The 15,018-nt window shown below is 37.9% G+C and carries 20 protein-coding genes and 1 pseudogene; 20 read left to right on the top strand and 1 reads right to left on the bottom strand.

The features are described from left to right. The first annotated feature begins 67 nt into the window (after positions 1–67). From PYW37_RS11920 to PYW37_RS11885, 7 genes and pseudogenes are all read left to right on the top strand, one after another. Positions 68–2,299 (top strand): PBP1A family penicillin-binding protein, encoded by a 2,232-nt coding sequence (locus PYW37_RS11920; RefSeq protein WP_023188588.1) that lies wholly within the window; start codon positions 68–70, stop codon positions 2,297–2,299. 101 nt (positions 2,300–2,400) lie between these two features. Then, positions 2,401–4,218: pseudogene (locus PYW37_RS11915) on the top strand (acyltransferase family protein). Between the two features lie 40 nt (positions 4,219–4,258). Continuing rightward, positions 4,259–4,408 carry a 50S ribosomal protein L33 gene (gene rpmG, locus PYW37_RS11905; RefSeq protein ID WP_010906305.1) on the top strand — a complete coding sequence of 50 codons (150 nt, stop codon included), beginning with the start codon at positions 4,259–4,261 and terminating at the stop codon, positions 4,406–4,408. A 110-nt stretch (positions 4,409–4,518) separates the two neighbouring features. Then, complete coding sequence (secE, locus tag PYW37_RS11900; RefSeq protein ID WP_003129978.1) at positions 4,519–4,713, top strand: preprotein translocase subunit SecE; 195 nt, start codon at positions 4,519–4,521, stop codon at positions 4,711–4,713. Positions 4,714–4,911: 198 nt separating this feature from the next. After that, positions 4,912–5,469: a transcription termination/antitermination protein NusG gene (nusG, locus tag PYW37_RS11895; RefSeq protein WP_003129977.1), complete on the top strand. Its 558-nt coding sequence runs from the start codon at positions 4,912–4,914 to the stop codon at positions 5,467–5,469. Between the two features lie 101 nt (positions 5,470–5,570). Continuing rightward, positions 5,571–7,061, top strand: a complete 1,491-nt coding sequence (gene thrC / locus PYW37_RS11890; RefSeq protein ID WP_023188591.1) for a threonine synthase — start codon at positions 5,571–5,573, stop codon at positions 7,059–7,061. Continuing rightward, complete coding sequence (locus PYW37_RS11885; RefSeq protein WP_025016848.1) at positions 7,058–8,347, top strand: MATE family efflux transporter; 1,290 nt, start codon at positions 7,058–7,060, stop codon at positions 8,345–8,347. Before thrC ends, PYW37_RS11885 begins: the two co-directional genes overlap by 4 nt. 40 nt (positions 8,348–8,387) lie before the next feature. Here PYW37_RS11885 and mscL read toward each other — a convergent pair whose 3' ends face one another. Continuing rightward, positions 8,388–8,756, bottom strand: coding sequence for a large-conductance mechanosensitive channel protein MscL (gene mscL / locus PYW37_RS11880; protein WP_010906303.1), 369 nt, complete (start codon positions 8,754–8,756; stop codon positions 8,388–8,390). A 312-nt stretch (positions 8,757–9,068) separates the two neighbouring features. On the opposite strand from mscL, the gene rpsJ reads away from it, so the two are divergent. From rpsJ to rplX, 13 genes are all read left to right on the top strand, one after another. Further along, a complete protein-coding gene (rpsJ, locus tag PYW37_RS11875; RefSeq protein WP_003129973.1) occupies positions 9,069–9,377 on the top strand; it encodes a 30S ribosomal protein S10 in 309 nt (102 codons plus the stop codon). Positions 9,378–9,395: 18 nt separating this feature from the next. Next, on the top strand, positions 9,396–10,019 hold the full coding sequence (gene rplC, locus PYW37_RS11870; RefSeq protein ID WP_003129970.1) for a 50S ribosomal protein L3: 624 nt from the start codon (positions 9,396–9,398) through the stop codon (positions 10,017–10,019). 25 nt (positions 10,020–10,044) lie between these two features. After that, positions 10,045–10,671, top strand: coding sequence for a 50S ribosomal protein L4 (gene rplD / locus PYW37_RS11865; protein ID WP_003129968.1), 627 nt, complete (start codon positions 10,045–10,047; stop codon positions 10,669–10,671). Beyond that, entirely contained in the window at positions 10,671–10,964 is a 294-nt protein-coding gene (locus PYW37_RS11860) for a 50S ribosomal protein L23 (RefSeq protein WP_003129966.1), read from the top strand. Before rplD ends, PYW37_RS11860 begins: the two co-directional genes overlap by 1 nt. A gap of 15 nt (positions 10,965–10,979) precedes the next feature. Continuing rightward, positions 10,980–11,810 carry a 50S ribosomal protein L2 gene (rplB, locus tag PYW37_RS11855; protein ID WP_003129965.1) on the top strand — a complete coding sequence of 277 codons (831 nt, stop codon included), beginning with the start codon at positions 10,980–10,982 and terminating at the stop codon, positions 11,808–11,810. Between the two features lie 159 nt (positions 11,811–11,969). Next, a complete protein-coding gene (gene rpsS / locus PYW37_RS11850) occupies positions 11,970–12,248 on the top strand; it encodes a 30S ribosomal protein S19 (RefSeq protein WP_003129963.1) in 279 nt (92 codons plus the stop codon). 15 nt (positions 12,249–12,263) lie between these two features. Further along, positions 12,264–12,611 (top strand): 50S ribosomal protein L22, encoded by a 348-nt coding sequence (rplV, locus tag PYW37_RS11845; RefSeq protein WP_010906302.1) that lies wholly within the window; start codon positions 12,264–12,266, stop codon positions 12,609–12,611. A gap of 12 nt (positions 12,612–12,623) precedes the next feature. After that, positions 12,624–13,277: a 30S ribosomal protein S3 gene (gene rpsC / locus PYW37_RS11840; RefSeq protein WP_003129960.1), complete on the top strand. Its 654-nt coding sequence runs from the start codon at positions 12,624–12,626 to the stop codon at positions 13,275–13,277. A 3-nt stretch (positions 13,278–13,280) separates the two neighbouring features. Continuing rightward, on the top strand, positions 13,281–13,694 hold the full coding sequence (gene rplP, locus PYW37_RS11835) for a 50S ribosomal protein L16 (protein WP_003129958.1): 414 nt from the start codon (positions 13,281–13,283) through the stop codon (positions 13,692–13,694). Continuing rightward, positions 13,694–13,903: a 50S ribosomal protein L29 gene (gene rpmC / locus PYW37_RS11830; RefSeq protein WP_003129957.1), complete on the top strand. Its 210-nt coding sequence runs from the start codon at positions 13,694–13,696 to the stop codon at positions 13,901–13,903. Before rplP ends, rpmC begins: the two co-directional genes overlap by 1 nt. Positions 13,904–13,923: 20 nt before the next feature. Beyond that, positions 13,924–14,184 carry a 30S ribosomal protein S17 gene (rpsQ, locus tag PYW37_RS11825; protein ID WP_003129955.1) on the top strand — a complete coding sequence of 87 codons (261 nt, stop codon included), beginning with the start codon at positions 13,924–13,926 and terminating at the stop codon, positions 14,182–14,184. Positions 14,185–14,206: 22 nt separating this feature from the next. Further along, positions 14,207–14,575 (top strand): 50S ribosomal protein L14, encoded by a 369-nt coding sequence (rplN, locus tag PYW37_RS11820; protein ID WP_003129953.1) that lies wholly within the window; start codon positions 14,207–14,209, stop codon positions 14,573–14,575. 133 nt (positions 14,576–14,708) lie between these two features. Further along, positions 14,709–15,014 carry a 50S ribosomal protein L24 gene (gene rplX, locus PYW37_RS11815; protein ID WP_003129951.1) on the top strand — a complete coding sequence of 102 codons (306 nt, stop codon included), beginning with the start codon at positions 14,709–14,711 and terminating at the stop codon, positions 15,012–15,014. Positions 15,015–15,018 lie beyond the last annotated feature (4 nt).

Here is a 15,018-nt window from a genome sequence, read left to right as displayed (position 1 = left end):
TTAAAATAAGGTATTGCTGTATTCATTTGAGTAAGTAAAGAAATAAAAAGCATCTGAGGAACGATATATGTCTGAAAATAATAATTTCAGTCGGCGTAATAAAAAGGAATCTAAAAAAAATAGTTTAAAAATTCCTAATTTACGCCCTAAAAAACAAAAAAAGCTTGAAGAAGAAATAGAAAAACCGGCTAAAACGAAGTTCGGTAAATTCATGAAACCAATTAAACGGTTCTGGAAACGTTATAATCTGACAAAAATCACAATTATTTTTGTCTTAGTAGCCATTGTTTCGACAGGTTCATATCTTTTTTACTTAGCTAAAACAGCTAATGTTAAAGTACTGCAAAGTTCTATTTCGGCACAAACAGTCATTTATGACAAAGATAATAATGAAGCTGGAAATCTTTATGGTCAAAAAGGAACACCGGTCAAGATTGACCAAATTTCCAAAAATATTACAAATGCTGTTGTGGCAACTGAAGATAGAACTTTCTATAAAAATCATGGTGTCAATTTGAAACGTTTTGCTCTAGCAGCCGTTACTCTTGGGCGTTTTGGTGGTGGTTCAACAATCACTCAGCAATTGGCCAAAAATGCTTATTTGACTCAAGAACAAACGATTGACCGTAAAGCGCGTGAGTTTTTCTTGGCACTTGAAATCAATAAACATTATAGTAAAGATGAGATTCTTGATATGTATCTGAATAATTCTTACTTTGGTAATGGTGTTTGGGGAATTCAGGATGCAGCTTTGAAATACTTTGGTGTTCCAGCAAGTGAAGTAACTGTTGATGAAGCAGCCAGTCTTGCGGGAATGTTAAAAGGGCCAGAAATTTATAATCCTCTTTACGAAAAAGGAAAATATGCGACTGACCGACGTAATACAGTTTTGCAAAATATGGTTAATGCTGGTTATTTGGAGCAGTCACAGGCAGATACTTTTATGAAAGTTGACTTACAAGCTCAATTGCAAGACAATTATCAATCTAAAAGTAGTCAATATAAATATCCAAGCTATTATAATGCTGTAATTTCTGAAGCGGAACGCAAGTATGGTCTGACATTACAAGAAATCATGAATAATGGTTACAAGATATATACGGGCATGGACCAAAATATGCAATCCGGTTTGCAAAAGACTTATTCTGACCCAAGTTTCTTCCCACAAGCATCTGATGGAACTTATGCCCAATCTGCTTCGGTTGCTATTGACCCTAAAACGGGAGCTGTCAATGCTCTTGTCGGAAATGTTAATACAGAAGGTTCAAATAGCTTTACTGATTATAACTATGCCACAATGTCTAAACGTTCTCCTGGTTCAGTTATCAAACCTCTTATTGTTTACGCTCCAGCAATTGAAGCGGGGTGGTCAATTGATAAAACGGTTGATGATTCACCAGCAGATTATAATGGCTGGAAACCAACCGATTTTGATAATCAATGGCGTGGACAAATCCCAATGTATACTGCTTTAGCAAATTCATATAATATTCCAGCTATTAATACATATCAAGCGATTGGACCAAAAGTCGGAAATGCTTTAGGGCGTGAGTTTGGTTTAGATTTAAGTAGTAAAAATGATGTTTTACCGACGGCACTCGGAGCTGGAGTTGAAACGAATCCATGGCAAATTGCTCAGGCTTATCAAGTTTTCGCAAATGGCGGAGTGATGAATGATGCGCATTTGATTACTAAAATTGAAAATGCTGCAGGACAAGTTGTAAAAACAGCAAAGGTAACCAAAAAACGGGTTATTAGTAAAGATACATCTGACAAAATGACTCAAATGATGCTGGGGACTTATACTAATGGTTCTGCTTGGAAAGCTTCACCTAAGTCTTATACACTTGCTGGTAAGACAGGAACCAACGAAGACCAAGACCAATGGGTAGTAGGTTATACACCGGATGTGGTTATGGCTCTCTGGGTTGGTTATGCGGATGGGAAATATAAACTGACAGGTTCATCAGAAGGACAAACCTCAGTCATTTTCCGTCAAGAAGCTAGTTATATGTTGCCTTATACTAAAGGAACGGCATTTACAGTTGAAAATCCTTATGCGGAAGCAGGTGTTGCCGCACAAGAACCTTATTGGACTCAACAAAGACAATATCAAGATGATATTGTGGACCAAGAACAAGCAGAAGCTCACACGACTGGAAATACACCAGAAAGCTCTAGTTCTAGCTCTTCATCGTCTTCAGATTCTGGTGGTTTGGACCTTGGAAAAGTAGGTAAAGATATTGGAGATGCAGCTAAAAATGCTTGGGATAAAGTTAAAGGGATTTTTGGCAACTAAAACTGAAAAAAGAGGTAGAAATATGGTAGAATTAGAGGTAAAGCGTAGTAGTTTTAAGACAAGAAAATTTTAAAGAATAAAGATAGAAATCGAGAAGAAAAATGAAGCGTTACGTCACAGGTTTTAATGGATTACGGACGATTGGTGTTTTAACAGTTATTCTATATCACCTCTGGCCAAACCATGTTCAGGGTGGTTTTCTTGGTGTTGTTTTATTCTTTGTTCTCTCGGGCTATTTGGTGACGGATTCGCTCCTTCGCGAGTATGAAAAAAATAAGAAGATTAATATTTGGAAGTTTTGGGGAAAAAGATTAAAGCGTCTCTATCCTTTACTAGTTGCAATTTTTCTTCTTGTGACACCTTATATCATCATTTTTCAACCTAATTTGTGGGCGGGATTACGTTCTAATTTCCTTTCTGCTGTATTTTCGGTTCAAAACTGGTGGCAAATTTCGCAAGGAAGTTCATATTTTGCTGATATTGCGGGTGCTTCACCTTTTAAACATATTTATTACTTAGCAATTGAGGGACAATTCTTCATCCTTTGGCCTTTGCTGTTGATTGTTTTGCTAAAATTTGTTAAAAAAAGAGGTCGGATTTTTGTCATTGCTAATGTTTTGGCCTTGATTTCGGCAATTTGGATGGCAATTCTTTTCGTCCCCGGAGCAGACCCAACGCGGGTTTATTATGGAACGGATACGCGTTTCTTTAGCTTGATGATGGGGGCTAGTCTTGCTTTCATTTGGCCTTTGAATAAACTTTCACATAAGGTTAATAAACGAGCGGTTAAAATTGCTTGGCAGTTGACTATTGGATTATCTTTGCTTTTGCTGCTTGCTTATATCTTTATGCCTGCTCAAGGGACATTTACTTATTATGGCGGAATGTGGCTAGCAAGTTTGGCCAGTGTGATAATGGTTGCTTTGGTGGCACATCCAAGTCTTCCGACTAACAAGCTATTTTCAAACCCTGTTTTTGAATATATTGGCTCACGTTCTTACGGAATTTACTTGTGGCAACTTCCTGTTTTTGCTTTCGCTGAAGCTAAGGTACTTGCTCCTACCGCTTGGTATAATTTAATTTGGCAATTGGCGCTCATTCTTATTCTGACGGAACTTTCATATCGTTTGATTGAGCTTCCAACGCAGCGCTTTGATTATAGTAATATTTTAGGAATCCTTCAAAATTTTGTTCGAGAAAAAGGTTGGAAACTTAAAAAGAATATTTTACCGATGCTCATTTCAGGGCTTGCTCTAATAAGCTTAGGTTTCATTATTTTTTCACCGCCTTCACCCCATGACCAACGAGTGATTGAAGAAAAAATAATGGCCCAACAGGTTGCACTACAAAAGAAACAACTGGCTGAGGCTAACAACAAAGTACCGATGTCCTTAAAGGCGGTAGCAGAAAAGTATAAGGTTCAACCTGTAGTTGCTGAAAAAGCTTCTCAAATGAATGTTCTAGCCATTGGAGATTCGGTTATGGTTGCTGCTTCTACAAATCTTTAAGAAGTTTTTCCACATATGTATATTGATGCAGCAGTTGGAAGACAAGCAGAGTCACTGGCGACAGACTTAACGAATGCTAAATCAAAAATGCCTAATCCTGATGCTTACTTAATTGGTCTAGGAACAAATGGAACAATTAAAGAAGATGAAATTGATGCAGCGATGAAAGTTGCTGGAGATAAACCTGTTTATTGGTTGAATGTTCACGCAGACCGTGTTTGGGCAAAACCTAATAATAATTTGCTGACGAAAATGGCAAAGAAATATAAAAATTTGAAAATTATTGATTGGAATAAAAAAGCATCTGGTCAAAGTTCATGGTTCTACAGTGATAATATTCATCCTAAAGGAACAGGGGCCGAAAAATACGCCGCTTTAGTAGCTAATAGTCTGACCAATGTGGAAAAATAGTTTGCGCTTCTAAATAATTTTTGATAGAATAAGAGATAATATGTTAAGAAAAGCTGGATTAGCGTGCACCATATGTGGTTCACGAAATTACACCCTCAATCTTTCGTCAGTTGCGAAAGAAAAACGAGTTGAAGTTAAAAAGTTTTGTCGTACTTGTGGCAAACACACATTACACAAAGAAACGCGTTAAATCGTATTTACTTTAATAGGGTTTAAACACGTCGAACTGACATTCTGTCAGTAAACTTTTATAAGAAATGGACTCTGTCAGTAAATTTGTGGCAGTGATAGGAAAAGATTATGTTTAAATTTATTGGTAGCATTATTGAAGAAATGAAATTAACCACTTGGCCAAGCAGAAAACAATCTGTTCGTGATTTTTTTATGGTCATTGAATATACGGCTTTCTTCTTGGTGTTCATCATAATTTTCGATTGGGTAACTCAACATGGAATTACATTTAGTGTTAACCATTTAATCCCATTTCTTAAATAATCTATAAATCTGTCAGTTTTGACAGATTTTTCTTTTCTAATTTTATTAAAAGTCCTTTTAATTCAAGATAAATATGATATAATAATATTATCTGATAAGGGCTTGGCCCTTTTTCTTGTACCCAAATTACTGACAGAATTTCTGTCAGCTGGGATTTTAACTGATTAAGTAAAAAAAATAAATACAGAGGTATTTCAAATGGAAGATAATAATTTAGTAAGTTTTGACCAAGGTTGGTTCGTTATTCAAACCTATGCAGGGTATGAACGTAAAGTTAAAGAAGATTTGCTTGAACGTGCTGAACTTTATAACATGGCTGACAAAATTTTGCGTGTCGAAATTCCAACTGAGACAATTCGTACAGAAGTTAACGGCAAAATGAAAGAAGTTGAAGAAAACTTATTCCCAGGTTATGTTTTGGTTGAAATGAATATGACTGATGAAGCCTGGTTTATTGTCCGTAATACACCAAATGTTACTGGATTCGTTGGTTCACACGGGAATAGATCAAAACCTACACCACTTTTTGAACAAGAAATTCAAGATATTTTGGTTGGCATGGGCAAAGTTGTTCGTGAAATTGACTTTGATGTTTTTGTTGGAAAACGTGTTCGTATTGTTGATGGTGCCTTTTCAGGATTTGAAGCTCCAATCACAGAAATCAATGGCGACAAATTGACTCTGACTGTTGATATGTTTGGTCGTGCAACTCCAGTTGAATTGGACATGCACCAAATTGAAGATATTCAAGCTTAATTAAGTATTATAATAAAAAAAGTCACGAGAATTCGTGGCTTTTTGCGAGTTTACAGAATATTTGTTATAATTATAAAAAATGTGATTGGGGAATAAATATCATGGTAACTTTTTATCAGTCAACATGTGATAAATCAAATAAAAAAACAGCGTCGCAAGCTATTTTGCAAGGTTTGGCAGAAGATGGTGGACTTTTTGTTCCCGTTGACTTCCCAAAAGTTGATTTAGACTTTGAAAAATTAAAAAACGCTTCTTATCAAGAAATTGCTGAACTTGTTTTGAAAGCATTTTTTGATGATTTTTCTGCTGACGAAATTAAATCAATGGTGACAAAAGCATACGGAGAAAAATTCGATAGTCCGGAAATTGCACCGCTTAAAAGACTTGGGAATCACTATATTCTTGAACTTTTTCATGGTGAAACGATTGCTTTTAAAGACATGGCACTCTCTATCTTACCTCATTTAATGACCCAAGCGGCTAAGAAAAATGGTGTGACTAATGAAATTGTTATCTTGACTGCAACTTCTGGAGATACAGGGAAAGCCGCAATGGCCGGTTTTGCTGATGTGCCCCAAACAAAAATTATTGTTTTTTATCCCAAAGGTGGTGTCAGCCATATTCAAGAGCAACAAATGCTGACTCAAAAAGGGGAAAATGTTCATGTTGTTGGAATTGATGGAAACTTTGACCAAGCTCAAACAGCAGTAAAAGAAATGTTTAATAACAAAGTTTTACATGATCAACTTTTGAAAAATAATAAACAATTTTCGTCAGCAAATTCAATGAATATTGGACGTTTGATTCCACAAGTTGCTTATTATATTTATGCTTACGCACAACTTGTCAAAACTGGTCAAATTACTGACGGAGAAGAAATTAATTTTTCAGTTCCAACAGGGAATTTTGGAAATATCTTAGCGGCTTATTATGCTAAAAAATTGGGCTTGCCCGTTCATCAGCTCATCTGTGCTTCAAATAAAAATAATGTACTGACAGACTTTTTCAAAACAGGACTTTATGATAAAAATCGTGAATTCTATGTAACAAGTTCACCTTCAATGGATATTTTGGTCTCTTCAAATCTTGAACGTTTAATTTTTGAATTAACTGACGAAAATGATAAAGTAACCTCAGATTTACTGACAGCCCTATCAGTAGAAGGGCATTATCAAATTTCTAAAGAAATGATTACTAAACTTCAGGGATTTGTGGCCGACTGGGCATCAGAAGATGAAATTTCAAAAGAAATTCAAGAAACTTTTGAAGATGAAAAATATGTTCTGGACCCTCATACAGCAGTAGCAAATTATGTCTATCATCAAATTCAACCCAAAGAAAAAACAGTTGTGGTCAGCACGGCAAGTCCTTATAAGTTTCCAAAAGTTGTTTTAGAAGGGCTTGAAAATGATAAAACAGAGCTGTCAGTAAATAGAGACGATTTTGCTGCTGTTAAATCACTTGAAAAATTGAGTGGGATTCCATTACCAAAAGCAGTCATCGGACTTGAAGAAGCAGAAGTTCTACATCATACCGTTATTCCAGCCACTGAAATGCAAAAAGAAGTAGAAAAATATCTTGGCTTAAAATGAAAACAAATAGAGAAATATTAAAATTCGCATTTCCGGCGATTATTGAAAATTTCTTACAAATGCTTGTAGGGGTGAGTGACACAATGATTGTTGCTCACCTTAGTCTTTCTGCCGTAGCAGCTGTTTCTTTGGCTAATAATCTCATCACGGTCTATCAGGCGATTTTTATTGCTTTGGGAACAATTGTTTCAAGTTTATTTGCCAAAGTGCTTATTGCAAAGAAGGTAGAGGAAAACCCGAAAAGATTAATTAATTCTGCTACCAAACTGACTTTTTTAATTGGTCTTGCCTTGGGGATTGTTTCAGTTGTGGGAGCACGACCTATTCTCTATTTACTTGGTGCTCGTCAGCAGGTTTTAGAGCTTTCCATTATTTATCTTAGTTTAGTAGGTGGCTTGATTGTCCTTTTGGCTTTAATGACGACTTTTGGAGCCTTTCTACGGGCTGATGGAAATACAAAGACACCGATGTGGGCAAGTTTTTTTGCCAGTCTTCTAAATTTGATACTGTCAATTGTCTTTATTTTTGTTTTCCATTTAGGAGTGTTGGGGACAGCACTTGGAGCGGTTATTGCTAGATTTATTGGGACGCTTTTCCTCTATTATAAGTTAAAAGATAAGCGACCCGATCTTCAATTTTATAAAGAAAAATTGGACCATCAATTGATTAAATTAAGTTTACCAGCAACTGGAGAGCGTTTGTCAATGCGTTTGGGCGATTTGCTCATCATGATGATTATTGTCAGATTAGGCGAACGTGTATTTGCAGGAAATGCAATTGGTGAAAGCATTACACAATTTAATTATATGCCCGTTTTCGGAATGGCAACCGTTACAGTAATTTTGGTAGCACAAGCAGCAGCTGAAAATAGTATTGAAAATGTTAAAGCTTATATCAAAAAGACCTACTGGTTAGCGACGATTATGATGTTTGTGATTGGTTTGGCCCTTTTACTGACAGCCAATATTCTAAATCAATTTTTCACTACTGACAGAATTGCCATGAATGCAAGTACCACTGTTATTTTGTTTTCATTTTTAGCGACTTTTTTCGTCACAGGAGCAACAACTTATACAGCAGCTTTTCAGGGAATAGGAAACACAAAACTTCCTTTTTATGCCACAACGCTAGGGATGTTTGGTATTCGCTTGCTTTTAGGAGCATTTTTAGCCTTAGGATTAAAATTAGGGCTAGAGGGAGTTTTGTTAGCAGTTTTACTTGATAATCTCTTTAGATTTATTTTTCTCAAAATCAAGTTTAATCGAAGCCTCACAATCAAAATTTAAAATAAAAAAATACTGACAGCTTTTCTGTCAGTAATTTTTTTTATTGTTTTTTCAATAAATCACGAATTTCTTGGAGAGTTTCCAATTCTTCGTTTTTTTGTTCTTCGACAGTTTCTTCTTTTTTAGGGAAGAGTTTGTTGATGAATTTGATAAGAATGAAAATAACAAAGGCTGTAATGATGAAATTAATGACATCATTTAAGAAAGCACCGTAAGTGAATTTTGTTTTTCCAACAGTTACTGACAAATGAGCAAGAGCAGTACTTTGAACAAACATTCCGATTAACGGATTAATCAAGTTATCAACTAAAGATTTAACTAAAGCAGTAAAAGCTGCCCCGATGATAACCCCAACGGCTAAGTCCAATACGTTCCCACGTAAAATAAAGTTTTTAAATTCCTTTAACATAAATCCTCCTATATAATAGTTTATAAATCCTTCAAACAAATTATACCAAAAAGTTTAAAGATGACAAAGTAAGCTTTCTTGTCATTTCAAGTAAATTCCTTCATTCCCCAAAAAGATTTAGATAGAATGAAAAAAAGTCTAAAAAGTCCTTGACAAGCCACATCTCCTTTGATAGAATAGACAAGTGCTGTTAAAAACAGTATGTAGCGACGAAACGAGAGGTTGCGACACACCCGAAGGTATTGCCATACCTAACGTGTCGGTTTTCCCGTGGAGCTAGCCTATTGAATACAATAGACGAGAGGAGAAAAAATGGCAACTAAAAAAATTCGCATTCGCTTAAAAGCATACGAACATCGTATCCTTGATGCAGCTGCAGAAAAAATCGTAGAAACTGCTAAACGTACAAACGCAGAAGTAAGTGGTCCAATTCCACTTCCAACTGACCGTAGCGTCTACACTGTTATCCGCGCGACTCACAAATACAAAGACTCACGCGAACAATTCGAAATGCGTACACACAAACGCTTGATCGACATCATCGAACCAACACAAAAAACTGTTGATTCACTTATGAAACTCGATTTGCCAAGTGGTGTAAACATCGAAATTAAACTCTAATTAAGAAAGGTAATTCTCATGTCAAAAGGAATCTTAGGGAAAAAAGTGGGAATGACTCAAATCTTCACAGAAAACGGTGAATTAATTCCTGTTACTGTGATCGAAGCGACTCCTAACACAGTTCTTCAAGTTAAATCTGTTGAAACAGATGGTTACGAAGCAACTCAAGTTGGTTTCGATACACTTCGTGAAGTTTTGACCAACAAACCTGCCAAAGGTCATGCTGCTAAAGCTAATACGACTCCTAAGCGCTTCGTTCGTGAATTCAAAGGACTCGAAGGCGCTGAAGTAGGAGCAGAAATCACTGTTGATACATTTGCAGCCGGAGATGTTGTTGATGTTACCGGAACTTCTAAAGGTAAAGGTTTCCAAGGCCCAATCAAACGTCATGGTCAATCACGTGGTCCTATGGCCCACGGTTCACGTTACCACCGTCGTCCTGGTTCAATGGGTCCTGTTGCAGCTAACAAAGTTCCAAAAGGTAAAAAACTTGCTGGACGTATGGGTAACAAACGCGTTACTGTACAAAACCTTGTTATCGCACAAGTGCTTCCTGAAAAGAACGTTATCCTTGTAAAAGGTAATGTCCCAGGTGCTAAGAAATCATTGATTGTTGTTAAATCAGCAATCAAAGCTAAATAAGAAGGAAAGGAGATAGAAATCTATAATGGCAAAAGTATCATTATTTAAACAAGATGGTTCACAAGCTGGTGAAGTTACACTTAACGACTCAGTATTTGGTATCGAACCAAACGAATCAGTCGTATTCGACGTTGTAATCTCACAACGCGCTAGCCTTCGCCAAGGAACACACGCACACAAAAATCGTTCTGCTGTGTCTGGTGGTGGTAAAAAACCATGGCGTCAAAAAGGTACAGGTCGTGCCCGTCAAGGTTCTACCCGCTCTCCACAATGGCGTGGTGGTGGTACTGTCTTCGGTCCAAACCCACGTAGCTACGCTTACAAACTTCCACAAAAAGTTCGTCAATTGGCGCTTAAATCAGTTTACTCAACAAAAGTTGCTGATGGTAAATTAATCGCTGTTGACACACTTGACTTTACAGCTCCTAAAACTGCTGAATTTGCAAAAGTAATCTCAGCACTTTCAATCGAGCGTAAAGTTCTTGTGGTTCTTCCAAACGAAGGTAACGAATTTGCAGAACTCTCTGCACGTAATCTTGCAAACGTGAAAGTTACAACTGCTAATTCAGCATCTGTACTTGACATCGTTTCTGCTGACAAACTCCTTGTGGTTCAATCAGCATTGACACAAATTGAGGAGGTTCTTGCATAATGTCACTTTATGATATCATCCGTAAACCTATCATTACTGAAGCTTCTATGGCTGCAATGGATCAAAAGAAATATACTTTCGAAGTAGATTCACGTGCGCATAAACTTCTCATCAAACAAGCTGTTGAAGCTGTCTTTGGTGTAAAAGTTGCCTCAGTAAATACTATCAGCGTTAAACCAAAATCTAAACGAGTTGGTAAATACACTGGTACTAAATCAGGCTACAAAAAAGCTATCGTTACTTTGACTGAAGATTCTAAAACAATCGAAATCTTCGGCGAAGACGCAGAATAATAGAGGAGGAAAATCGTGGGAATTAAAGTTTACAAACCTACCACAAACGGTCGCCGTAACATGACTGGTAGCGACTTCGCTGAAATCACTACAAGTACTCCTGAAAAGAGCTTGCTTGTAAGCATGAGCAAAACAGCTGGTCGTAATAACACTGGTCGTATCACAGTTCGTCACCACGGTGGTGGTCACAAACGTAAATATCGTGTAATCGACTTCAAACGTACAACTGACAACGTTGTTGCTAAAGTTGCTACAATTGAATACGATCCAAACCGTACTGCAAACATCGCATTGATCGTTTACTCTAACGGTGTTAAATCATACATCTTGGCTCCTAAAGGCCTTGAAGTTGGAATGACAGTTGTATCTGGCCCTGAAGCCGACATCAAAGTTGGTAACGCATTGCCACTTGCTAACATTCCAGTTGGTACATTGATCCACAACATTGAATTGAAACCTGGTAAAGGCGGACAATTGGTTCGTTCAGCTGGTGCTTCAGCTCAAGTACTCGGTTCAGAAGGTAAATATACACTCGTTCGTCTTCAATCAGGCGAAGTTCGTATGATCCTTTCAACTTGCCGTGCTACAATCGGTGTTGTAGGTAATGAACAACAAAGCTTAATCAACCTTGGTAAAGCAGGACGTACACGTCACATGGGTATCCGCCCAACAGTACGTGGTTCTGTAATGAACCCTAACGATCACCCACACGGTGGTGGTGAAGGTCGTCAACCAGTTGGTCGCAAGTCTCCAATGACTCCATGGGGTAAACCAGCTCTTGGTCTCAAGACTCGCAACAAGAAAGCAAAATCAAGCAAACTTATCGTTCGTCGTATCAACGACTAATAAGTCGCTTTATTTTCACAAGAGCCTTCTCGGCGTCTTGTTAAATTTGATAAAACTTATTGTCAAATTTAATGAGATGTCGAAAGTGCATCTATAAATTCCGCCAACTCCGCCTTAGTAGCGGTAGTGGTACAAATATTTAAAGGAGAAACTCGCAAAATGGGTCGTAGTCTTAAAAAAGGACCTTTCGTCGATGAGCATTTGATGAAAAAAGTTGAAGCTCAAGTCAACGCCGAAAGAAAATCTGTGATCAAAACTTGGTCACGCCGTTCTACAATTTTCCCGAACTTTGTAGGACTTACAATTGCTGTTTACGATGGTCGCAAACATGTACCAGTTTACGTTCAAGAAGATATGGTTGGACACAAACTTGGTGAATTCGCACCAACTCGTACTTATCGTGGTCACGCTGCTGACGACAAGAAAACACGTCGCTAATAGGAGGAGAAAAAAATGGCAGAAATTACTTCAGCTAAAGCAACTGCAAAAACAGTTCGCGTTTCACCTCGTAAGACTCGTCTTGTTATCGATCTTATCCGCGGGAAACGTGTTGCAGATGCAATTGCAATCTTGAAATTTACACCGACTAAAGCTGCTGTAGAAGTTGAAAACGTACTTAATAGTGCTATCGCTAATGCAGAAAATAACTTTGGTCTTGAAAAAGCTAACTTGGTAGTAAGCGAAACATTTATTAATGAAGGTCCAACAATGAAACGTTTCCGTCCACGTGCCAAAGGTTCAGCTTCACCAATTAACAAACGCACAGCTCACATCACTGTAGTTGTAGCTGAGAAAGAATAAGGAGGTAAAAACGTGGGTCAAAAAGTACATCCAATAGGAATGCGTGTTGGCGTTATTCGCGATTGGGATGCCAAATGGTATGCTGAAAAAGAATATGCGGATTACCTTCACGAAGACTTGGCAATTCGTCAACTTATCCAAACTAAACTTGCTGATGCTTCAGTATCATTGATTGAAACTGAACGTGCAATTAACAAAGTTATCGTAACTTTGCACACTGCTAAACCAGGTATGGTTATCGGTAAATCAGGAGCTAACGTTGATGCACTCCGTGCAGAACTCAACAAACTTACTGGTAAACAAGTTCACATCAACATCGTTGAAATCAAAAAACCTGATTTGGACGCTCATCTTGTTGGTGAAGGAATTGCTAAACAACTTGAAGCACGTATTGCTTTCCGTCGTGCTCAAAAACAAGCAATCCAACGTGCAATGCGCGCTGGTGCAAAAGGGATCAAAACTCAAGTTTCTGGTCGTTTGAATGGTGCTGATATTGCCCGTGCTGAAGGATATTCAGAAGGTACAGTTCCACTCCACACACTCCGTGCGGACATCGACTACGCTTGGGAAGAAGCAGACACAACTTATGGTAAACTCGGCGTTAAAGTTTGGATCTACCGTGGTGAAGTTCTCCCTACTAAAAAATCTGTGAAAGGAGAAAAATAATCCATGTTAGTACCAAAACGTGTAAAACACCGTCGTGAATTCCGCGGTAAAATGCGTGGTTATGCTAAAGGTGGCGATACTATTTCTTTCGGTGAATATGGTCTTCAAGCGACTACATCTCACTGGATTACTAACCGCCAAATCGAAGCAGCTCGTATTGCTATGACTCGTTACATGAAACGTAACGGTCAAGTTTGGATTAAAATTTTCCCTCACAAATCATACACAGCCAAAGCTATTGGTGTGCGTATGGGTTCAGGGAAAGGTGCTCCTGAAGGTTGGGTTGCTCCAGTTAAACGTGGCGTTGTCATGTTTGAATTGGGCGGCGTTGATGAAGCGACTGCACGCGAAGCGTTGCGTCTTGCTTCACACAAACTTCCTGTTAAAACTAAATTTGTGAAACGAGGTGAAGCGTAATGAAATTGAGCGAAACTAAATCACTTCTTAAAGATTTGCGCGCTTTGTCAGTTGAAGAATTGACAACTCGTGAAGCTGAATTGAAGAAAGAATTGTTTGATCTTCGTTTCCAAGCTGCTGCTGGTCGTCTCGAAAACACAGCTAAGCTTGATGAAGTCAAGAAAACTATTGCACGTGTAAAAACTGTGCAAGCTGAATTGAACAAATAATAGGTCAGGAGAAACTATAAATGGAACGCAAACAACGTAAAGTTTATCAAGGCCGCGTGGTTTCAGACAAAATGGATAAAACTATCACAGTTGTCGTAGAAACTAAGCGTAACCACCCTGTCTATGGTAAACGCATTAACTATTCTAAAAAATATAAAGCTCACGACGAAAACAACTCTGCAAAAACTGGCGACATCGTTCGTATCATGGAAACTCGTCCTTTGTCTAAAGACAAACATTTCCGTCTTGTAGAAATCGTTGAAGAAGCAGTTATTATCTAAGCAAAACTAGGAGGAATATAGCATGATTCAAACAGAATCTCGTTTGAAAGTTGCAGATAACTCAGGTGCTAAAGAACTTTTGACTATCCGTGTTCTCGGTGGTTCATCACGTAAGTTCGCTGGTATCGGTGATATCGTTGTAGCTACAGTTAAATCAGCTGCCCCTGGTGGAGCAGTTAAAAAAGGTGAAGTTGTGAAAGCAGTCATCGTTCGTACTAAATCTGGTGCGAAACGTCCTGACGGTTCATACATCAAATTTGATGAAAATGCAGCAGTGCTCATCCGTGACGATAAAACTCCTCGCGGAACACGTATCTTTGGCCCAGTTGCCCGCGAACTCCGCGAAGGTGGCTACATGAAGATCGTTTCACTTGCTCCAGAAGTACTCTAATCAAGCATTATAGAGATATGGTTTTGTCGGAAAAATTTTTTGACAGAATCATATTTTACTGTTATTATTAACAGAATAGTCCCCTAGTAACAAAATATTAGGGTGCCCATCGGGCGTAAGAAAGGAATTAAACATGTTTGTAAAAACTGGTGATACAGTTAAAGTTATCGCAGGTAAAGACCGCGGTACTACTGGTAAAGTAATCAAAGCTTTGCCAAAAGTAAATAAAGTTGTCGTTGAAGGTGTTGCTATCATGAAGAAACACCAAAAACCAAACTCAGAAAACCCAAGTGGTGCTATTCTTGAAATCGAAGCTCCTATCCACGTTTCTAACGTACAAGTGCTCGACAAAAATGGTGTTGCTGGTCGTGTAGGTTACAAAGTTGTTGACGATAAAAAAGTTCGTTTCAACAAAAAATCTGGCGAAATTTTAGACTAAGGCG

It is taken from the genome of Lactococcus lactis (assembly GCF_029023865.1).
GTDB lineage: Bacteria > Bacillota > Bacilli > Lactobacillales > Streptococcaceae > Lactococcus > Lactococcus lactis.
Note: the sequence above shows the minus strand (reverse complement) of the source record. Positions and strands in the feature narration are given on the sequence as shown.